General features: G+C 71.2%; 14 protein-coding genes. 2 read left to right on the top strand and 12 right to left on the bottom strand.

The annotated features are described in order from the left end of the window. Window positions 1–9: 9 nt before the first annotated feature. Window positions 10–3,162 (top strand): efflux RND transporter permease subunit, encoded by a 3,153-nt coding sequence (locus tag K8640_RS29590; protein WP_223750124.1) that lies wholly within the window; start codon window positions 10–12, stop codon window positions 3,160–3,162. A gap of 56 nt (window positions 3,163–3,218) precedes the next feature. On the opposite strand, the gene K8640_RS29585 is transcribed toward K8640_RS29590, so the two are convergent. The 5 genes from K8640_RS29585 to K8640_RS29565 all read right to left on the bottom strand — a co-directional run bounded on the left by K8640_RS29585 (window position 3,219) and on the right by K8640_RS29565 (window position 10,118). After that, window positions 3,219–4,553: a reverse transcriptase family protein gene (locus K8640_RS29585; protein ID WP_223750123.1), complete on the bottom strand. Its 1,335-nt coding sequence runs from the start codon at window positions 4,551–4,553 to the stop codon at window positions 3,219–3,221. A gap of 210 nt (window positions 4,554–4,763) precedes the next feature. Continuing rightward, window positions 4,764–5,972 (bottom strand): hypothetical protein, encoded by a 1,209-nt coding sequence (locus K8640_RS29580; RefSeq protein ID WP_223750122.1) that lies wholly within the window; start codon window positions 5,970–5,972, stop codon window positions 4,764–4,766. A 94-nt stretch (window positions 5,973–6,066) separates the two neighbouring features. Then, the gene (locus tag K8640_RS29575) at window positions 6,067–7,218 is read right to left on the bottom strand and encodes an STM4014 family protein (protein ID WP_223750121.1); all 1,152 of its coding nucleotides are present in this window, start codon (window positions 7,216–7,218) and stop codon (window positions 6,067–6,069) included. 7 nt (window positions 7,219–7,225) lie between these two features. Beyond that, on the bottom strand, window positions 7,226–8,584 hold the full coding sequence (locus K8640_RS29570) for a WGR domain-containing protein (protein WP_223750120.1): 1,359 nt from the start codon (window positions 8,582–8,584) through the stop codon (window positions 7,226–7,228). A 43-nt stretch (window positions 8,585–8,627) separates the two neighbouring features. Next, window positions 8,628–10,118 (bottom strand): hypothetical protein, encoded by a 1,491-nt coding sequence (locus K8640_RS29565; RefSeq protein ID WP_223750119.1) that lies wholly within the window; start codon window positions 10,116–10,118, stop codon window positions 8,628–8,630. 204 nt (window positions 10,119–10,322) lie between these two features. Between K8640_RS29565 and K8640_RS29560 the strand changes: the two genes are divergently transcribed. Further along, complete coding sequence (locus K8640_RS29560; RefSeq protein ID WP_223750118.1) at window positions 10,323–11,795, top strand: hypothetical protein; 1,473 nt, start codon at window positions 10,323–10,325, stop codon at window positions 11,793–11,795. Window positions 11,796–11,843: 48 nt separating this feature from the next. On the opposite strand, the gene K8640_RS29555 is transcribed toward K8640_RS29560, so the two are convergent. The 7 genes from K8640_RS29555 to K8640_RS29525 are packed head-to-tail and all read right to left on the bottom strand — an operon-like array spanning window position 11,844 to window position 20,779. Further along, window positions 11,844–12,890, bottom strand: coding sequence for an AAA family ATPase (locus tag K8640_RS29555; protein WP_223750117.1), 1,047 nt, complete (start codon window positions 12,888–12,890; stop codon window positions 11,844–11,846). Beyond that, a complete protein-coding gene (locus K8640_RS29550; protein ID WP_223750116.1) occupies window positions 12,887–16,153 on the bottom strand; it encodes a hypothetical protein in 3,267 nt (1,088 codons plus the stop codon). The genes K8640_RS29555 and K8640_RS29550 overlap by 4 nt, the downstream gene beginning before the upstream one ends. Further along, the gene (locus K8640_RS29545; RefSeq protein ID WP_046713159.1) at window positions 16,153–16,419 is read right to left on the bottom strand and encodes a hypothetical protein; all 267 of its coding nucleotides are present in this window, start codon (window positions 16,417–16,419) and stop codon (window positions 16,153–16,155) included. Before K8640_RS29545 ends, K8640_RS29550 begins: the two co-directional genes overlap by 1 nt. Next, a complete protein-coding gene (locus K8640_RS29540) occupies window positions 16,412–18,529 on the bottom strand; it encodes an AAA family ATPase (RefSeq protein ID WP_141322754.1) in 2,118 nt (705 codons plus the stop codon). The genes K8640_RS29545 and K8640_RS29540 overlap by 8 nt, the downstream gene beginning before the upstream one ends. Further along, complete coding sequence (locus K8640_RS29535) at window positions 18,526–19,092, bottom strand: hypothetical protein (protein WP_223750115.1); 567 nt, start codon at window positions 19,090–19,092, stop codon at window positions 18,526–18,528. The genes K8640_RS29540 and K8640_RS29535 overlap by 4 nt, the downstream gene beginning before the upstream one ends. After that, entirely contained in the window at window positions 19,089–20,174 is a 1,086-nt protein-coding gene (locus K8640_RS29530; protein WP_223750114.1) for a hypothetical protein, read from the bottom strand. Before K8640_RS29530 ends, K8640_RS29535 begins: the two co-directional genes overlap by 4 nt. Further along, the gene (locus K8640_RS29525) at window positions 20,171–20,779 is read right to left on the bottom strand and encodes a 4Fe-4S single cluster domain-containing protein (RefSeq protein WP_223750113.1); all 609 of its coding nucleotides are present in this window, start codon (window positions 20,777–20,779) and stop codon (window positions 20,171–20,173) included. Before K8640_RS29525 ends, K8640_RS29530 begins: the two co-directional genes overlap by 4 nt. Window positions 20,780–20,818 lie beyond the last annotated feature (39 nt).

Raw genomic sequence — 20,818 nt, 5'->3', positions numbered from 1 at the left:
AACGCAGCCATGGCAAGATTCTTCATTGATCGACCCATCTTCGCGTGGGTCCTCGCCATCATCATCATGATGGCTGGCGCGCTCTCCATCACCCGGCTGCCCATCGCGCAGTACCCCATCATCGCTCCGCCGACCGTGACGGTCGGCGCCGTGTACCCGGGCGCCTCGGCGAAGGCCATCGAGGACTCCGTCACGCAGGTCATCGAGCAGACGATGAAGGGGCTCGACAACCTGCTCTACATGTCGTCGACCAGCGAGTCGAACGGCGCGGCGACCATCACCCTCACGTTCGCCAACGGCACCGACCCGGACATCGCGCAGGTGCAGGTGCAGAACAAGCTGCAGCTGGCCACGCCGCTGCTGCCGCAGGCCGTGCAGCAGCAGGGCATCGCCGTCACCAAGGCGGCCTCGGGCTTCCTGCAGGTCATCGGCTTCGTGTCCGAGGACGGCAGCATGGGCGGTGACGACATCCAGGACTTCGTCGCCACCAACATGGTGGACCCCATCTCCCGCGTCCCGGGTGTGGGCAGCACGCAGGTGTTCGGCACGAAGTACGCCATGCGCATCTGGCTGGACCCCAACAAGCTGGACACCTACGCGCTGACGCCCACGGACGTCATCGGCGCCATCCGCGGGCAGAACCAGCAGGTGGTGGTGGGTCAGCTGGGCGGCACGCCCGCGGTGAAGGGCCAGCAGCTCAACGCCACGGTGACGGCGCAGGACCGCCTCCAGACGCCGGAGCAGTTCCGGAACATCGTCCTGCGAGGCAACGCGGACGGCTCCGTGCTGCGGCTGGGCGACGTGGCCCGCGTGGAGCTGGGCTCCGAGGACTACAGCGTCATCAGCCGCTACAACGGCAAGCCCGCCACGGGCATCGCCGTGTCGCTGGCCACGGGCGCCAACGCCCTGGACACCGCGCAGGGCGTGGCGGCGGCCCTCAAGGAGATGGAGCCGACGCTGCCCAAGGGACTCAAGGCGGTGGTGCCGTTCGACACCACGCCGTTCGTCCGGGTCGCCATCCAGGGCGTGGTCTCCACGCTGCTGGAGGCCATCCTCCTGGTGTTCCTGGTGATGTACCTGTTCCTGCAGAACTTCCGCGCCACGCTCATCCCCACCATCGCGGTGCCGGTGGTGCTGTTGGGCACCATCGGCGTGCTCACCGCGCTGGGGTACTCGGCGAACATGCTCACCATGTTCGCGATGGTGCTCGCCATCGGCCTGCTCGTGGATGACGCCATCGTCGTGGTGGAGAACGTCGAGCGCGTGATGAGCGAGGAGGGGCTGTCCCCCAAGGAGGCCACGCGCAAGTCGATGTCGCAGATCACCAGCGCGCTGGTGGGCATCGGCGTGGTGCTCTCCGCGGTGTTCATCCCCATGGCGTTCCTGGCGGGCTCCACGGGCGTCATCTACCGGCAGTTCTCGGTGACCATCGTGACGTCCATGGCGCTGTCGGTGCTGGTGGCGCTGGTGCTCACGCCGGCCTTGTGCGCCACGCTGCTCAAGCCGATTCCCAAGGGCCACCACGCGGCGAGCAAGGGCTTCTTCGGCGCGTTCAACCGCGCGTTCGACTGGAGCAACGCCCGCTACCAGTCGGTGGTGAAGGGCATCCTGGGCCGGGCGTGGAGCTTCATGGTCGCCTTCGTGGCCATGGTCGCGCTGATGGTGGTGCTGTTCCTCAAGCTGCCCACGTCGTTCCTCCCGTCCGAGGACCAGGGCTTCCTGTTCGCCCTGGTGCAGACGCCGGTGGGCGCCACGCAGGAGCGCACGATGAAGGTCATCGAGCAGCTGGAGGACCACTTCCTGGAGAACGAGAAGGACACCGTCAAGGCGCTCTTCAGCGTGCAGGGCTTCAGCTTCGCCGGCAGCGGTCAGAACGCCGGCATCGCGTTCATCAACCTGCGGGACTGGAAGGAGCGCAAGTCGGCGGAGCTGGGCGTCAACGCGGTGGCGGGTCGCGCCGCGGGGGCCCTGGGGCAGATTGAGGACGCGCTCGCGTTCGCCTTCCCGCCGCCCGCGGTGGCGGAGCTGGGCAACTCGGCCGGCTTCACGTTCTTCCTCAAGGACAACATCGGACAGGGGCACGAGGCGCTCACGGCCGCGCGCAACCAGTTCATGGGCGCGGCGATGCAGAACCCGCTGATTGCCTACGTGCGGCCCAACGGCCAGGAGGACACGCCGCAGTTCCGCGTGGACGTGGACGTGGCGAAGGCGACCGCGCTGGGGCTCTCCACGGCGGACATCAACAACACGCTGACGGCGGCGTGGGGTGGTCAGTACATCGACGACTTCATCGACCGCGGCCGCGTGAAGCGGGTGTTCATCCAGGCGGACGCTCCGTTCCGCATGGTGCCGGAGGACTTCAGCCGGTGGTCCGTGCGCAACACGAAGGGGGAGATGGTGCCGTTCCCCGCGTTCGCGAGCGTGCGGTGGGGCTCGGGCTCTCCCCGGCTCGAGCGCTTCAACGGCGTGTCCGCCATGGAGCTGACCGGTGAGGCGGCGCCCGGAGTGAGCTCCGGCGATGCCATGGCCGCGGTGGAGCAGATGGTGGCGCAGCTGCCGCCGGGCTTCAGCCTGGAGTGGACGGGCCAGTCGTATCAGGAGCGGCAGGCGGGCTCGCAGACGCCGCTCTTGTACACGCTGTCGCTGCTGCTGGTGTTCCTGTGTCTGGCGGCCATGTACGAGAGCTGGACCATCCCGACGGCCGTGCTGCTGGTGGCGCCGCTGGGCATCCTCGGCACGGTGCTGGGCAGCTTCATGCGAGGCATGGACCGCGACGTCTACTTCCAGGTGGCCATGCTGACCACGGTGGGGTTGTCGAGCAAGAACGCCATCCTCATCGTGGAGTTCGCGAAGGAGAACGTCGAGAAGGGCATGGAGCTGGTGGAGGCCACGCTGCTCGCGGTGCGTGCGCGTCTGCGGCCCATCCTGATGACGTCGCTGGCATTCGGCTTCGGCGTGGTGCCGCTGGCCATCGCCTCGGGCGCGGGCGCCGGTGCCCAGCGGGCCATCGGCACGGGCGTGCTCGGCGGCATGCTGGTGGGCACGTTGCTCGGAATCTTCTTCGTGCCGCTGTTCTTCGTCGTGGTGCAGCGCCTGTTCACCCGACGCAAGACGGAGACGGAGTCCTCGCCCCCGGTGGATGACTCACACGCGACGTCCTGAGCCTGGGACGACGTGAAGCCCGAAGAGGCCGCCGGCGCGTTGTCGGCGGCCTCTTTTCATTCCGACGCCCAGGTGATGCGCTCGAAGGTGGCCCTCAAGCGGGCTCCTCGCGCCGGGTGCAGATGCTCCACCCAGGCAATCCTCCCGAGCAGGTGCGCGCGGAAGTCGGGATGCTGCTCGGTGTTCTGGCTCTCGGGGCCGCGTGTGCGGCACAGGTGCAGCACGGCCTTCAGGCGCTCGTAGTCCTCGCGAGGGACGGTGGGGTGCGCGTTCACCACGACGCCCGCGAGCCGCTGCTGCTGGCCCTGGTGCATCACGCGCGTCTTGCCGTGGTGCACGGTGAAGCCCTCCTCGCGGATGATGCGCGTCACGCACGTGAGCAGCCTGCGCGCGCGTCGCGCCAGGGCTTCGTCACCGGAGAAGGCCAGGTCATCCGCGTAGCGCGTGTACCGGGCGCCCAGCGTCGCCGCGAGCGCGGACAGGCGGACATCGAGTCGATAGGCCGCGAGGTTCGCGAGCGCCGGTGACGTGGGCGCTCCCTGCGGGAGGTGTCTCGCGGAGAGCCTGCGCGACAGTCGCCAGCAGGCGTCAAGCTCCTGTGCGCTCTCGGCCCGGCGTGCCTGTTCAACGACGGCGCCCGGCGTCCGATTGGTGCAGAGCCCGGCGAGCGCGTTGATGACGCCATCGGGATAGCCGGCGGTCCGGAACACGCCCCACACCTGCGCGGGCCGCACCGCGTGGAAGAAGTCCTCCAGGTCCACGCGCACCACCACTGCGCGGCCCACGTGGGGGCTTGCGAAGTCCTTCACTCCGAGGCCCCGGACGAAGCCGCGAGCGGCGGCGTGGGGCGGGATGACGTCCAGGATGTCGTGGAGCACCTTGCGCTGCAGTCGCGCGAGGTCCAGCCCTGGCTGCTCCAGGAGTCGCTTGCCGCCCGTGCGCTTGGGAATCCAGACGTAGCGATAGCGTCGCCATTGGCCGGGACGGGACGTGCGCTCGAAGCCCGCGCCATCCACGAGCCAGCCCAGCTGGGCGTCCGTCACCCCGAGCCACTGCGCGAGGGCGGCCTGCGTCGTGAGCTCGGGGACGGGCCACGGCCGCCGGCCCATCTGGGGCTCCGCGTCCAGCCAGTGACGGATGCGGATGGGCTCGGCGCTGTTGCCGCAGGCGCGGATGAGCGCTGGGCGGGTGGCGAGCAGCTCGGTGAGCAGCTCGATGCGGGCGTGGGGCGGGCGAGGAAAGTACCTCAGGATGCCGCGGACGACGGGCACGAGCCAGCGCGGGCGGCCGCCCACGACATGGGCGCCTCGTTCCCTCAGTCCCGCTCGAGTCCAGGGACCCGCGAGGAACGCGGACGCGAGCGCCGCCGCCACGGGGTGGCGCGTGCTCACGTCCGGGCCTCCGGGTGCCATGCGGCGGCTCGGGCCCACCTGTCCCGTCCGGCGTGGCCAGACTCGCGGCTCGCCGCGATACCGGCCTCGCGTGGGAGTGTGTTCCTCATGAAGAGTCCCCGGGGGTACCCCGGAGATGCAGAGGGCCGTGTCACCACGGACCGTCTACGCGCTGGGTTTCCGAGCCGCCGCATGGCGAGGCGGACCCTACTACTTCAACGCCTCCAACAGGGCGGCTTGCATCGCCTTGCGGTTCTCCGGGAAGCCCTGGCTGGGGAAGGGCCGCGCGCCGTGGATGAGCGGCTCGAACTTGCGGTACATCGGGTCCGAGCGCGCGGGCTCCTGCTGGTAGAAGGCGCGGTTGGCCTGGAGCAGATAGCGGGGCAGGGTGCCCTGCGGTCCCTCGCCGCTGAAGGCGATGAGGCCGCGCACCTCGGGGCTCCCCAGGAACGTGGTGAGCGCCTTCGCGTCCTCCGCGCACGTGCCCGTGCAGCCCGCGTTGAGCACCAGCGCGTCCACGAACACGGTGGGCGCCGAGCCGCCACCCAGCGGCACCGAGACGACGTCCGGCAACGCCATCCCCGGCCGGGCCTTCAGGATGGGCACCAGGCGCTCGGTGTAGCCCATGAACCCGTTGGCCTGCTCCGAGGCGAACGCCTCCTCCGCCGCGGTGTTGTCCGCGTACGTCCCATCCAGGCACGGGTTGACGCCCGGCTCCATCGCGCAGCTGTCCACCACGGTCTCGAACGGGGCCAGCGTCGTCGCATCCAGCGGCAGCGCCAGCGCGCCGGGCAGCGCGTCCGCCGGGTGCGTGTCTCCCCACGCATCGATGTACGAGGAGGGCAGCGTCCAGCTCCCGTCGAAGTTCGCCGCCAGCGGCCGCTTGCCCGGAGAGACCTCCCGCAGGATGTCCACCAGCGTCGCGCCATTCGTGGCGGAGCGGATGTTCGTGCTGTGTGAGTACACCACGTAGGTGCACAGGTACGTGGGCATGCCGTAGCTCGTGCCGGAGATGCGCACCGCCTCCTCGGCCGCCGGATGCACCGTGCCCGCCGCCGGCGTCACCGGCTGAATCCAGCCCTTCGACACCAGCGAGCCCAGGATGAGCGTGTCCACCTCCACCACCTGCGCCGCCGAGGGCCCCGAGCCGAGCAGCTGGTTCAGCGTGCCGCCTTCATCCAGGTCATACACATCCAGGTTCGCATCGAACACGATGTCCAGGTCGATGTCCGAGTGCTCCCGCTCGAAGTCCGCTTCCAGGCGCGCCGCGAGGCTCGCGAAGCCGTCGCCCACCGTGTCCGGGATGTAGGGGAACAACACGGCCTTCATCGGCCGGGGCGGCGTGGGCGTCGGGTCCGGAGACTCCGAGCAGGCCGTCAGCGTGAACAACAACGCACCGAGTGACACTTTCCAATTCATGGCGGAACCTTCCTCGAGAAAGGCTCGCACTCTAGGCCCGGAGAGGCGGATGAACCGCTCTTTCTCGTCCGTGCCTGTCTTTGCGGCGACGGCGTCAGGCGGGCACGTGGAAGCCCGCGGCCCGCAGGGCCTCGCGAATCTCCCACTCGTACACGGTGAGGCCATCGCGCTTCAGGCCGGGCAGCAGGTCACCGAAGGCATTCGCCTCCAGCACGCGGTGCCCGGTGAAGTACTCCTCGAACATGAGGTCGATGCCGACGTGCAGGCAGTCATGGGCGCGCGCCACCTGGCGGCAGCTCTCCATCGCGGCGTCCCATTCGTTCCGGGGCACCGCCGCCTCCAGCTCCTCCAGCTCTCCGCGCCAGCCGCCCAGGTGCAGGTTGGTGATGGGCAGCCGGCTCTGGCGCACCACGATGAACGCGGGCTCGCCGCGCACCGCCAGCACCCGACAGTCGAAGAGGTCTCCGCCCAGCCGCGCCTTCGGAATCGAGCGCTCCACCTGCGAGCCCTCGCGCAAGAGGAAGCCGAGCACCTGCTCCAGCGGCTCCGGCTCGCGGATGCGGCGCACCTTGAGCGTGTTGAACCAGCCCCGCGGCGACTGCTCGACGGTGGTGACCAGCGACTCGTGGCCGCGAAGTCGCCGGAAGATGCCCAGGCACGACGCGGACGAGCCGCAGGACACCTTCACGAACACCTCGCGCCAGCCCTCCTCGTCCATGCGCTCGCGCAGCGATGCCACGTCCGTCACCCCGTCCAGGGGCTCCGGCACGGGCACGCCCAGCGCGGCGTACTGGCGCGAGGTGACGCGCTTGTCGAACAAGTCCCGGATGCTCGCGGGCGACTGGAGCACCCGCCACGACGGGCGCTCGCGGAACACGGCCTCCAATTCCGAGAGGACGCGCAGGATGCCGAGGTGTCCCTGCCGGGGGGCGAGGATGCGCCCGTGGTCCTCGACGAGCGCGTCGACCTCGTCGGGGGCGAGCACCTGTCCCCCGTGCGCGAGCGCGTCCTCGTAGCCCCGCTTCAACAGGCCCTTCTCCACCTCCCAGCTCTCGCCCGCGGCGTCGATGCGGACGAACGCGTCCGTGTCGGGGAGCTCGGCGAGGCGGGCAGGGGACTCCAGCAGCTCCCGCCAGGGCACCACCTTCGCGGGCGGCAGGCCCTGACGGTCCAGCGCGTCCTGGAACAGCGAGACGCGCCGGTTCTCCGCGTTGCCAATGACGATGAAGCCGGGCAACGCGGACATGGGAGGACTACTCGCCCACCGCGGCGTAGTGGTACTCGGGGTCGTACTCGCGCTGGTTGCCCGCGGCCACGGTGCCGGCGAGCTTCGCCACCAGCTTCTCACCCGCGTCGGTGAGCGTGTTCTCCGTCAGGTCCAGGTGCTTGAGGTGCTTGAAGGCCGCCGCGTTCTCCGCGAGCGTCTTCGCGCCCTCGTCCGTCAGACAGCCCATGGACAGGTCCAGCTTCTCGAGCTGGGGGAGCACCTTCGCGGTCGGCAGCACCTTGACCAGGTCATTGGTGAACTCCGCGTTGCGCAGGCCCAGCACCTTGAGGTTCGACAGGCCCTTGCCGTCCAGGATGGGCTGGATGTCCGCCACGCCGCCCTCGGCGCCGTAGCTGTCCTGGCCGAACCACACCTCCAGCTTCTCCAGCTTGGGCCACTTCGCGCTGGCGATGGACTTCACCGCGCCCAGCGGCAGGCCGCCCGTCTCGATGGTGAACTCGCGAAGCTCCGGCAGGTCGATGTCGCCCAGGTCCGCGCCCGCGCCGCGCAGCCGCAGCGAGCGCAGGTTCGGCACCAGCTTGTAGAGCGCCGAGACGTCGTTCACGTAGGACCAGGAGATCTCGGTCTCGTCCGGATACTCGAAGTCGCCCAGGAACAGGTGCTCGAGCCCCTTGGGGGGCGCCTCCTGCAGGGCCTCCAGGACGGGCTCGTAGCTGTTCTCGCCATCCGAGGCGTCGACGATGCCCACCGCGAGCGAGCGCAGGAAGCGCCCCGACGGGTGCGTCAGCAGTGTCTTGACGCCCTCGCCCACGTCGAACTCGGAGTCGTACTCCTTGCGGCCCAGGCGCGCCGAGCGGATGAAGCCCAGGTGCCACTCGAGGGTGATCTCCTCGTCGCTCCAACCCTTCGCCATGGAGCCGAGCAGCAGCGCCTTGTGCTTCTTGATGTGCGCGGACACCTGCTTCTTGAGCGCGGTGGCCTCGGCGCCGGACGCCTTGGAGAGCGCGTGCTGCAGCGCGATGAGCTCGCCGCGCGGGTCGCCCTGGGCCTGGAGCCAGTCGCCATAGACGAGGTACGCGTCGACGTTGTCCGGGTCCTTCTGGATGGCGGCCTCGAGCTCCGGGTTCGACTTGCCCTCGACGGCCTCGCCCTCGTCGTCGTCGTCGCCGCCCTCGCCGTCGCCCACCAGCTCGTAGCCCTTCTTCTCCTTCTCACGGACGAGCTTGTCGTACTCCTTCTGGGCCTTCTCGTCGGAGTCGAACGACTGCGTCTTCTCCTGGCCGTCGGTGCCGATGCGGCCCCAACGCGTGGTGAAGGAGTCGCCCTCGAGCTTGATCTCCCAGAACTTGCTGGAGCTGCCTTCCTTGAACTCGTACCGCGGCATGGCCGTCCTCTCCTGCGCCGAGCGTGGCGCGTCCGACCGGAAGCTAGAGAAGCCCTCGCGCAAGCTCAAGCGTCGCGCCCATCCAGGCTTCCCAGGGCGTCTCGGGCACGCGCCCTGCCTGCCCGTCTTCCGGGATTCCCTGCGCGGGGACACCCGGCCGTGACGTCTGCACCCGAGGGCTCGGCCCGCTCAGGTCCACCCGGTGCACGCTCACGTGCGAGGGCAGCCCGCGCGTGTCGAGCGGCGACTGACGGACCGCGTCGAGCCACAGCACGTCCACGCGTGCCCGCTTCGCGTCGACACGCACCTGCTCCAACACCTGCTCATTGTCTCGCGGCGTGAGAATCTCCACCGTGCCGCGGGCGCGCCACTCACGCAGGAGCAGCTCGCACAAGCCGCGCTCGGCCTCGAGCGGGTGGGGGCCCTGTCCCTCCCAGGGGAAGGCCACCTGGAAGCGCAGGTCCTGGTCTCCGAGCCACACGGAGAGCCGCCGCACCAGACACAGCACCAACCCCAGGGCCACGACGGCGCGCTGCCAGCTCACGCCGCTGTCCTTCACGCGCGCGTCCGCGAGGCTCACGGGCAAGAGGAACACGAGCACCCGACGGCGGCGCACCGCGAGGCTCTCGTCGCGCGTGTAGTAGAGCAGCTCGCCCTCGACGTAGCGCACGTCGAACAAGTCGAGCGTGGGCTCGTCCTCCATGTAGACGAGCTCGGAGGTGACCAGGTTCTCCAGGCTGCCCACGTTGGAGACCGACGAGAAGCCGCCCTGCGGGAACGCGGCCTCGTCCTCCAGCGCGGTGGGCGCGGGGCCCTGCGAGACGGCGCGCGCGCGCAGACGCGGCGGCAGCGTGCGCGACAGGGACTCGGCGGCCTCCACGGCCTGCTCCAACGCCAGGCGCTGCGCCTTGCCCTTCAGGTGCTCCAGGTTCTCCAGCGTGAAGACCTCGGCGTCGCCGAGCAGGGCGCTGGCGCGACGCGCCCCGGTGGCCAGCGCCTCGTAGCCCCGGGCGAGCGACTCGAGCGCGGAGTCCCGCTCGCGCAGGGCGCCGTATCCCGATTGCAACAGTTCACCCGGTGGCTTCTCGAGGATGCGCCGTGCCAGCGCGGGGCTGACGGGCGTGCCCGAGGTGAAGCCCATGCGCGTGAGCACGCGGCTGACGAGGAAGGCCAGGCCCTTGGGCCGCAGGGCCTGGGGCACGCGGGCCAGCGCGGCGGACACGGCCTCCAGGGAGGGCTCGGCGGCCAGGCGCGCGAGGACGTGGTCGTCGTAGGCCCGCACGGCGTCGCGCAGGCGGGGCAGGGTGTCCGCGATGGGGAGGGAGGGTGCGGGAGGCTGCCCCGAGACGAGCCGCCCCAGGTCGGCGATGAGCGCGGGCGGCGGGAGCGTGGGGGCCTCCTCGAGCATGGCCCTCAGCCCGGGGATGCTCGCGGCGAGCGCCTCCGCGTCGAGCCCCTCCTGCCGTGAGAGGCAGAGCCCCGCGCACAACCAGCGTTCCAGGTCCTGGGGGGCTCGCGGCTCGGGGACTCCCATGCGTCCACCATGTATCACTTCCCGCTGGGGGCGGATGCAGGGGCGTGTCGGTGCGCGGCGCCGAGGCGCCGTGGTTTCGGCAGGGGACCGGAGGAGCGGTCCCTGTCTCGACGCGGACAGGCCCCTGCGACTTCGGGGCAGTTGTCCAGCCCAGGGTCGGTTCCCACCCTCGCTTCCTTGCTCCCTCGCGGGAGAGGAGGCCACATGCGCGCGAAGTCTGGCTGGGCGGTGATGTTGCTGGGGGCCCTGGGCTGCGGAGGACCGGAGGCGAGGGCGGAGAGTCCCGTGAGCACGGCGGAAGCGCCGCTGCTGGCACCGTCATGTCCGACCGGTGGCGCGCAGCGGGTGAAGGTCGTCATTCCCCCGGGGACGCCCGAGCCTCCGCCGTTCGCGGGGCTGTCACCCGCGGGCTTCGTGGGTGTGCAGGGCACGGCGTACTTCACCGTGAACTACCCCGACGGCGCCTCCGTGCTGTGGCGTACGCAGGGCACCGAGGGCAGCACCGTGCAGGTCCGCGCCTTCTCCGCGATGTGGCCCGAGCGTGCGCTGTCTCCGCGGGCGCCGCTCGGCGACAAGCTGCTGTTCACCGTCTACACGCCGGAGTCGGGCCGCGAGCCGTGGGTGTCGGACGGGACGGAGGTTGGCACGCGGCTGCTGAAGGACGTGACACCCGGACCGGAGGGCACGGCGATGTCGCAGGTCTCCGTGTGGGGCAACAGCGCGTCGTTCTTCCGCACCCGGCAGGTGCTCACGCCGCCCCGGACGCAGGTGGAGCTGTGGCGCACGGATGGCACGGAGGCCGGCACGCGGATGGAGGTGAACCTGGGCGTGCTGAGCACGCTGTCGGAGAAATACGTGCGGACCACGAGCGCGCACTTCTTCTTCATGTCCAATGCGACGGACGGCACGTCGCTGTGGCGCACGGATGGCACCGCGGGCGGAACGGTCTTCGTCAAGAAGCTGGATGCCGGACAGGTCCCCGTGATGGACGTGGGCACCACGCAGGATGGCGCCGTGGGGCTGTTCACCCTGCTGGATGGCGGCAACACGGAGGTCTGGAAGACGGACGGGACGGCCGCGGGAACGGTGCGGCTGGAGACCTTCGGCAAGCGCATGCTGATGCTCGGCTCGCTGGGCGGCTCGGTGTACCTGGTGGACAGCGCCTACCTGCCCATCATGACGCTCTCCAGCGTGTCGCTGGCGGGGGGCGGGAAGGCGAACGTCACCCAGTTGGAGAACCCATGGGGGAATGACCCGGATGCGGGGACCTACGTCCAGGGCGTCGTGCGTTCGGGGGACACGCTCTACTTCTCCGTCGCCATCGGGACGTCGGGTCCCGCGCCGCGCAGGGTGTGGCTGTGGGTGACGCAGGGGACGGCCGGGACGACGCGGCGGGTTCCCGCGGCGCTGAGCACCTCCGACGAGTACTGGTCTCCGCTCATCGCCGCGGACAATGGCGGGGTGGTGTTCACCGCGGGCGGCGAGGGCTCCTTCGCGGTGCCGTGGGTGTCCTACGGCACCGACGAGACCTCGTCCGAAATCACCACGAGCCCGTCGCGCACGCATCTGGCGACCGCGTTCGCCCGGGTGGGCAACCGCATCTACTTCGGCGCGAGGGATGACACGGGCTACCACCAGCTCTGGGCCATGCCCTCGAACGTGAGCTGCACGCCGTAGCCGAAGGGACGGGAGCGGAGGGCAGGGCGCCTTCCGCTCCTTCCGGACTCACGTCAGGCCGAGCAGCCGGGGCACCTTCTCCTCCAGGAGGTCGATCTCCTCTCGCGTCTCTCCCAGGTAGGAGAGGAGCTGGAGGTCCTGCCGCTCCACCGCGCCGCCGTGGAAGATCCACGCGCGCGTGCGCAGGAGCCGGTAGAGCTTCACGAGCTTGCGGTCGCTGATGAACACGCCGTCCTCGCGCGTCAGCGTCTGCACCACGCGGCGGAACTCACGCAAGAGCTCGTCGCGGAAGAACAGGTCGCGGTCTCTCAGCTCGCGTCCCTCCGGCCCGGCCTCCTTGCGGCCCATCATCAGCGTCAGGTAGCGGTGCGCCTTGAGCACGTCCTCCAGCGTGGCGTGCCCCTCCGCCCAGGGCTTCTGGTTCAGCTCCCGGTTCGTCTGCGATTCCAGGCCCGAGTCGAGCAGCTCCAGGAAGTAGCGGTCCTGCACCGGCCGGCACGCGGCCTTGAGGCAGAAGCGGTCCTTGAGCGCGCCCAGCTCCGCGTGCTCGGGCAGCTCGTTGGTGGCGGCGAAGAGCACCTTGAGGCGCACCGGCTGCGGCGCGCCGTCCTGGTAGAACTTGCGCTCGTTGATGACCGTGAGCAGCGCGTTGAGGATGGCGGAGCTCGCCTTGAAGACCTCGTCCAGGAAGACGAGCCGGGCGGTGGGCAGCTTGCCGCCCTCGCGGCGGATGTAGCGCCCCTGGCGCAGCAGGTTGATGTCGATGGGGCCCAGCACCTCCGACGGCTCGGTGAAGCGCGTCAGCAGGTACTCGAAGTAGTCCTCGGAGGGGATGCGCAGCGCCTCGCGGAACTTGAGCACCAGGTCCGACTTGGCCGTGCCCGGAGGGCCCACGAGCAGCAGCGGCTCCTGGGCCACCGCCGCCACCGTCATCAAGTCCACCAGGGTCTGCTTGCCCACGAAGTGCCGCCCCAGCGCCTGACGGAAGCGGTTGAGTCGGTCTCTCAGCCCCTGGGCCTCGCGCGACAGCGCATCGAACGTCAGCGCGGAGATGGGGTCGGCGGCGGGCTCCTCACGCCGGGGAACACTGCTCATAGACGCTCCTCCAACTCCTGGTGGATGCGTCGTCGCACCAGGAACTCATCCTCATCCAACCAACCACGCGCGCGCTCACCCGAGCCGCGCGCCACTTCCACGTGTCCCAGCACCAGCATGTCCGCCAGCTCCACCACCGAGAGGCAGAAGTGGCTGTTGGTGTTGTAGCTGTCCGTCACCAGGGGCAGCACCTCGGACAGGCGCGCCAGGCCCGACAGCGCCAGGTCCGCGGGCGCATGGGACAGCGCTCCCGCGAGGCTGCGCATCAGCGCCAGCCGCTCCGGGAGCGTGCCCTTCAGCGCGTCGAGCGCCTCGAACGCGGCGTCGAACACGGGCAGCGCCTCCTGCATGCGGCCGACGAAGGCCATGCCGGACGCGACGCCGAGTCGCGCGGCCACCGGCGTCTTGGGCCGCGTCAGCAGGCCGCGCGTCGCCTCCACCAGGTCGCCCGCCTCGCGCGTCAGGCCCACCCGACGCAGGCCGCGCAGGCTCGCCTCCAGGATGCCCGCGCTCCACGCGTGGGAGTCGGGCGGCAGGCCCGCCAGCACGGTGCGCAGGCGTCCCGCGAAGGTGGTGGCGCGGTCCACCCGGCCGAAGAGCGCCGCCAGCGCGAGCGCGTCTCCGAGCAGCCGCGCCTGCACCTCGCCCGGCAGCGTGTCCACCGCGGACACGAGCGAGTCCATCAACGGCAGCGCGCGCGCCATCGGGAGCCGGGGCAGCGTCTCCAGCAGCCCGCCGATGAGCCGCTGTCGTTCGGCCGCGTTCAGCTTCGCCCCGGTGGCGCGCTGGACGAGCTGGCGCACCTCGCGGTCGACGACCTCCGGGTCGCGGATGTCTCGCAGCGCGGCGAACTCCTCGCCACGCAGGTCGCGCGTCCCGCGTCCGAAGGCGCGCGCCGGGTCCAGTCGCTCGCTGGGCTCCAGCAGTCCGGAGCCCTGGCGCAGCCGGTCCACCTTGTACCGCTGGAAGGTGACCAGCGCGTTGAGCTCCGCGGCGATGTCCGCGGGGAGCGGCGTCTCCAGGGGCTCGCCCTCCATGGCCTGCGTCACGCGCGCGCCGTACGCCCGGACGAGGAAGCCGTGGATGGGGTCCGACTTGGAGAGCGCCGCCGTGGCCGCCTCCACCAGCGTGCGCGCGTGCTCCGGCTGGCCCACCCGTGCGAGGCCGCAGGCGAAGACGAGGCGGACATAGGCCTGGGTGAGCGCGGTGGGGGCTTCCACCGACGAGCGTCGGCGCGTGGTGCGCTCGAAGCGGTCCAGGAGCGTCGTCAGGTGCGTCGCCAGCCGGGGCAGCAGCGCCGCGTCCGTGCCTCCGCGCAGGAAGAGCGGCACGTCGCGCGACAGGGAGAGGCCGCGCTGGAGCATCTCCTGCACCCGGTCTCCCGCCTTCGCGAGGCTCAGCGGATCTCCCCCCGCGAGCTTGTCCAGCGCCGCGCGGGACAGCCACAGCGTGCGCACGTCGAGCGCGGTGTCGTGCTTGTCCAGCCAGCGCTGGACCGTCGGGACGTCGCTGAAGGTCGCCCCTCCCGATGCGCGCGCCGCGTGCACGAGCGCGCTCGCGAGGCCGCGGACGTCGTCCTCCGACGGCGTGTCCCGGGTCAACAGCTGCTCGGGGGGCTGGCCATTGCGAGTCTCGGCGCGGGCCCAGCGCTCGGCCAGCTCGGTGGCCTCATCGCCCGTCGCGCTCCACAGCGCGCGGGTCCAGCACAGGGTCGCCTCGCGAGCGCGTCCGAGCTGCACCTGCAGCTCCGCCATGCGCACCCACAGCGCCTGCCTCTCGGGGGCATCGGCCGGGACGTCCAGCGCGAGGAAGTCCTTCTCCGCGCGGGCGAGCGCCTCGGCCGCCGCGTCCTGTCGCTCGGGCGCGAGGGGGACGAGCGGCGCGCTCGGGGCCTTCGTGGCCGCCTTCTTCGAGGCCTTGCGCGAGGGCTCCGCGACGGGCTCGGGCTCGGCGGTGTCATGGGCGCGGCGCTCCGTCCGCGAGGGCTGCGCGTCCTTGGGCTTCTTCTCCGCGGAAGGGGCGCGCGTGGTGCCGGGAATCCACTCCCCGTCGGCGAGCTCGATGGCGTCGAAGTCGAACGTCGCGCCCTTCATCCAGGGCTCCAGCGCGACGGCACTCGCGTCCACCACGTAGTCCACCCAGGTCTCGAGTGGCTGGAAGGCCTTCTCGCAGATGCGCTCGGCGCGGAAGCCTCCGTCCCCCGTGGGGTGCAGCCACGTCACCGTCTCCGGCGTGGGGACGAGCAGCGCGCGCAGCCGCTCCTTGCGCACGGGCGGCTCCAGCAGTCCGTCGCACGGCAGGTACAGCTCCGCGACCTGCGGCAGCGGCGCATAGGCCATCGCGGACAGGCCCAGCTCCGGAGGTCGCTCCCGGCCGGCGCGCGCGCGCAGGATGATGCAGGGCGCGTCCGGTGGACCCGTCACCGCGAAGCGGAGCTGCGCGAGAACGGGCTCGGGCAGCGTGTGGACGAGTGACTCCACCTGGGCCACGGCGTTCTCTCGCAGCACCCAGAGGCTCGCGGCCTCGGTGCGCGCGGCGCGGGTGAGGCGCAGCGGGACGGACAGCCGGCCGGGCGCGGGGAGGGGCTCCCAGGCGCGCGCGGGCTCCGGGAGCCGCAAGTCCGTGAGCTGGTACAGGTCCAGCCAGGGGCCGTCCGCGGCCGTCAGCCACGCGCCCTCGCCCGGGATGAGCAGCACGTTGCCGGCGGCGGGCTGGAGCGTTCGCGCCAGCGGATGCACATGCCCCAGCTCCACCCAGACGGACGTCTGACCCGGGACGGCGGGGACGAAGGCGCGCAGCCCGCCCGCGCGGTCGAGGGCGCCCGTGAGCGTGAAGTACGGAGGCGCCACCGCGCGCAGCAGCGCCCGCGAGCCCACCTCGCCCTTCGCGAAGCAGAGCTCCTGTCGGTCGCATCCCAGGCGCAGCAGCTCACCCGCGAGCGCGAGCAGCGCGTCCGCGTCGGTGGGCAGGAACATCACCGTGCCGGGGAGCACGCCCTCCAGCGGGGCGCGGTGGGTGGGCAGCAGCTCCGCCCAGCAGCGCACCATGGCCTCACCGCGAGGGGCCTTCGCGTCGACGCGGACGCCGAACGCGGCCAGCTCCGCGAGCGCGGCCTTCGTCAGCGGCGCGTGCGGCGTGACGTAGAGCGGGCCCTCGGCGCGGGTGTGGTGATGGGCCGGCGCGGCCTGGACTTCGGGAGGGACGAGTCGGGAGGTCAGCGCGAGGTGGAGCGCTTCCCGGGTGGGAAAGACGAGCGTGGACATCAGGCCTTCTGGCTCACCTTCTCGGCGTTGCCGTCGGACGTGGACTCGGGGTTCGCGGCCTGGCCGGACGGCGTGTCGCGCTGGACGATGACCTGGCCCAGCTCCGACGCCTTCAACGCGCCCCCGGCGATGAGCTGGTCCACGAGGCGGCGGTGCTCGTCCTCGTGCTCCATGGGCAGCGCGTCGGAGTCGCTCTCGTACTGGATGACGACGTCCTTGCGGCCCGTCTGGGGATTGACGAGCAGGCGGAGGATGAGACTAGCCATGGGCCGGCTCCTTCTTGGGCGCCGCCTCGGGCGCCAGGTGGACGAATGCCTCGCGGTCCAACACCTTGCGCTCCAGGAGCAAATCCCGCAGCGCGACGAGGCGGGGCTTCTCGCGGCGCAGGATGTCGCGCGCCCGGGCCCGCTGCACCTCGAGCACCTCCAGGATGGCCGCCTCCAGCGTGCCGCGCGTCGCGTCGGAGAGCGCGTGTCGGTCCGCGTTCCTGCCCGGCGCGTCGAAGCGGCGCACGGGCAGGCCGTCGCCGCCCATGCCCAATTCCTCCACCAGCTCGCGGGCGATCTCCGTTGCGCGCTCCAGATCATGCGCGCTGCCGATGGACAGGTCCTCGAGCAGCAGCGCCTCCGCCTCGCGTCCGCCGAAGAGCATGCAGATGCTGTCGAGCAGCTGCCCCCGGGTGACGACGTGGCGATGCGCGGGGTCCGCGTACTGCACGAAGCCGAGCGTGCCCGCCAGGTCACCGCGGATGCTGATGCGGTCGATGGCGGGAGCGCTGGGGCAGAACAGCGCGCACACCGCGTGGCCGGCCTCGTGCGTGGCGACGACGCGCTCCTCGGTGGGCGTGAGTGCGGGCCGGTCCAGGTAGTCGGTGAGGGCGCGTTCGACGTCCACGGGCTCGGTGGGCGTCTGGGCGCCTTCACGCAGCCGGCGTCGCGCGAGCGCGCGGCACAGCGCCTGGATGTGGTCGCCGGAGAAGCGCGTGCCCGTGCCCTCGACGCGGTCTCCGGTGCGCTTCACCGCGTAGTCCAGCGCGCGCTCGGTCATGCCCAGGGCCAGCTTCTCGTTGTAGATGGACAGGATGGCCCGGCGGTCCGTGTTGTTGGGGTAGGGGATGCACAGCTGGAACTCGAAGCGCCCCGGCCGCAGCAGCGCGGGGTCCAGCGACTCCACGAAGTTGGTGGTGCCCACCACGAAGACGAGCTCCTCCTTGCGAAAGCCGTCCATCTCCGTGAGCAGCTGGTTCACCATCGAGTGCTCCACGCCGGAGCCCGTATAGGTCCCACGCGCGGAGGCGAACGAGTCCAGCTCGTCGAAGATGATGATGCTCGGCGCCGCCTGCCGGGCCCGGACGAAGATCTGCCGGAGGTTCTCCTCGCTCTCGCCCACCCAGCGGCTCTTGAGCTCCGGGCCGCTCACCACGAGCACCGCCGCGCCCAGCGAGGACGCCATGGCCTTGGCGAAGAGCGTCTTGCCCGTGCCCGGCGGGCCCCAGAAGATCATCCCGCGCGGGAGCAGGCCCTCGACACGCTTCACCGCCTCCGGGTCCGACAGCGTGTCCTTGTGCGCGAGCACGTCGAGGATTTCGCGCTGGAGCCGGTCCTTCACCTGCGTGTAGCCGCCGATGTCCGCCCGCAGGTCCAGGTCCGGCACGTTCAGCGAGCCGCTCAGCGTGGCCGAGCGGAGCTGCGCGTACGCGGGCCGCGCGTCGCTCGGATAGTCCTCGCCAGTGATGGCGCCGAGCAGCCGACGCAGGCGGACGGCGTTCACTCCGGACACGTGCTTGTAGAGCACGTAGGGCTGGAGGCCCCGGCCGAACTTGCGGCACTCGCGCTGGGTGACCAGGTGGCGCAGCCGCTCGCGGCTCACACCGAGGAGGGTCTCCTTGTGCGGGAACAGGTTCTCGATGACCCGAGGCAGCGGGAAGGACGGGTCCTTGAAGCCGACCCAGACCATCTCCGGGTTCTCGTAGAGCAGCGGAATCACCTCGCGCGCCTCGGAGGTAAGCCCTCCGCTGCTGGTGGTGAGCAGGTCGAGGTGCGGCAGCACGACGATTCGCTCTCGCACCGCGCCGCGCACCGCGTCCCGCAGCTGGCCGATGAGCGTGGCCATCATGCTGGGCGCGGGCATGCCCGGAGGCGGCTCCGCGGCGGCGCGTCCGTCCAGATAGAGGAACTGCTTGCCGTCCTTCTTCAGCCTGTCTCGCAGGCACTTGTAGAAGTAGGGCGTCAGCTCCTTGTCCGCCTCCACCATGACGGGCAGGCCGCGCAGGAGCGCCTCGCGGGTGCGCTCCAGCTCCGCGGGGTACGCGGCCTCGACCGCCTGGAACGGCGTCAGCTCCGTGGGGAGCGAGTCCTCGGGGATGCGCTGGCTCATACGCGGACCTTGATGGTGAGCGAGCCCGTCGCCGCGTCCTCGTGGATCTCCTCCACCGTGCCGAGCTGGGAGGCGCGCACCTTGAGCGCCTCCGCCGTCACCTTGTTGGAGATGGCGTCCAGCTCCGCCTTGAGGTCGCGCAGGCGGCCCTCCAGCTTGCGAGTGACCTCCTCGCGCAGCGCCTCCGTGGCGTCCTGGGCGCGGTCCTCCAGCTTCGCGCGCGCCTTCTCCCGGGCGAGCTTCTGCGTGGCCTCGGTGCCGGAGGGGGCATTGGTGAGGACCTCGCCCACGGCCGTCAGCTCCACCTCCTGCTGGGCCGCGAGCGTGACGCTGACCTCGCCGGTGGTGACGTCCACGGCCACGCGCACGCCGTCCGCCTCCGTGCGCACCGCCACGTCGCCTTCCTGGACGAAGCCTCGCGCGGCGAGGTCCGCGGCGAGCAGGCCCGCCGTCTCCTCGCGCGACAGCAGCGGCAACAGCTCCAGCTTGGAGCACACGCCGTCGTCGGCGTGGACGATGCGGTTGAGGGACTCGGAGACGGAGATGCGATAGGCGCGGCTCATGGGGCGCTCCCGGTGAAAGTCGAAGAGGCCCCGTCCTCGGGGACCTCGGAGGAAACCATCAGGTCCGAGCCCAGCTCGCGCTCCCGGTCCGCCGCGAGCCGGAAGCCCGCGTCGCCGAACGAGGACCACTCGGAGAGCAGCAGCTGGGCGTCATCGTGGTCATCGTCGAAGAAGCGCACCGCGCGGTGCTCCTGGTCCCACCGCGCCAGTCGGGCCAGGGCACGCAATCCCGCGCCAGCGCCACGGCGTGCCTCGACCTTCGCGCCCAGCGGCGCGCGCGGCGACAGGTGGGCCACCCAGCGGGCCGCGGGCTGGTCCACGAGGGGGCGCAGCGCGTCCAGCAGGAAGCCCGCGAGGTCTCTTCGGCGCGCGCGGTCCAGCGCATCGAAGAAGGCGTCCAGCACCCGCGTCTGCGAGGCCCCCAGCTCGACGAGCTCCCGGGGTTCGATTCGCCGGCTCTTGGACTCCTCCATCTTCCGCCAGCGCAGGGCCAGCTCGTCCTGGACGGCCTCCAGGAGCCAGCCACCCTCGGCGAGCAGCGGCGCGAAGTCGTCGGCCGAGAGCGAATCGGACACGGAGGCGAACACGTCGGGGAACCCGAGCCGGCACAGGGCGGAGCGGCGGAACTGGGGCTCCTTGCCCAGCGCCGGCGCGCAGGAGGTCCCCACGAGCATCCGGCAGCACAGATACAGGAACAGCTCATCCGCGAGCGTCGGAGGCGCGTCGACGTCCAGGGCACGGTGGTCGGGGACGGTGAGCGGCTGCTCCACCAGCCAGCGCAGGGTGTGGAAGCAGAGCGCGGAGAAGTGGAGCGGGCGGGACGGGTGTCGCTCCCAGAGCCGCGTCGCTCCGGAGGTGGAGGGCAGGTGGCGACGCTTGCGACCGCCGCCCATCCGCGCGAGGGCGAGCACGGTGCCCTTGGACAGCGAGTCCCTCAGCGCGGAGAGGGCCGCGGGGCCGAGCTGGGGCGCACAGACGTGACTGCCGCGGAACAGGTCCTCCACGGGCACGTAGGGGCCCTGACCCAGGATGGCGCGCGCGAGCGTGAGCAGCCGGTGCTCGGAGGGCGAGACGCGCGTCATGGGCGCAGGCGGTCCGCGAGGTCGGGCCAGCCGTTGACGATGATGCGCCCCTCGATGAGGTGGACCTCGGCCGTGTTCGGCGCGGTGAACGTCGGGTCCTCCGGGGCGTAGTGCGGGGTGAGGAAGTGCATGACCTGGTTGCGAGAGCCAATCCAGCGCCGGCGCGTCTCCGGTTGGTCCTTCTCGTAGCGCCCATCCACCAGCAGGTCCAGCGAGGCGAGCAGGCGCTCGACCTCAGGTCGGCCCTGCGCCTTCAGCTCGGCCAGCGTGTAGCCGGTGAAGACGAGGGTGCTGAGCCCGCCCGCGCGCACGCGCTCACACAGCTCCGCCGCGGCGTCCGCTTGGGAGAAGGGCTCACCGCCCAGGATCGTGAGGCCCTCGATGCCGGGCGTCGCGAGCACCCGGGCCGCCAGGGCTTCCACCGTCACGACGGCGCCGCGCTCCATCGCGAACATCTCCGGATTGCAGCAGCCCGGGCAGCGCAGCGGACAGCCCTGGACCCAGAGCGCGAAGCGGCGGCCTGGGCCCTCCGCCTCGGTGCGAGGAACCTGCTGGGCGACCCGGAGCACCGGGCCGGTCGAAGACGTGTCCGGGCTCGAGGACATGGCGGAGGTTCGCAGCATGCCAGGAACGGCGCGGGCCGC

The organism is Myxococcus sp. XM-1-1-1, assembly GCF_020037095.1.
Lineage (GTDB): Bacteria > Myxococcota > Myxococcia > Myxococcales > Myxococcaceae > Myxococcus > Myxococcus fulvus.
This window is presented reverse-complemented; position numbering and strand designations above follow the sequence as displayed.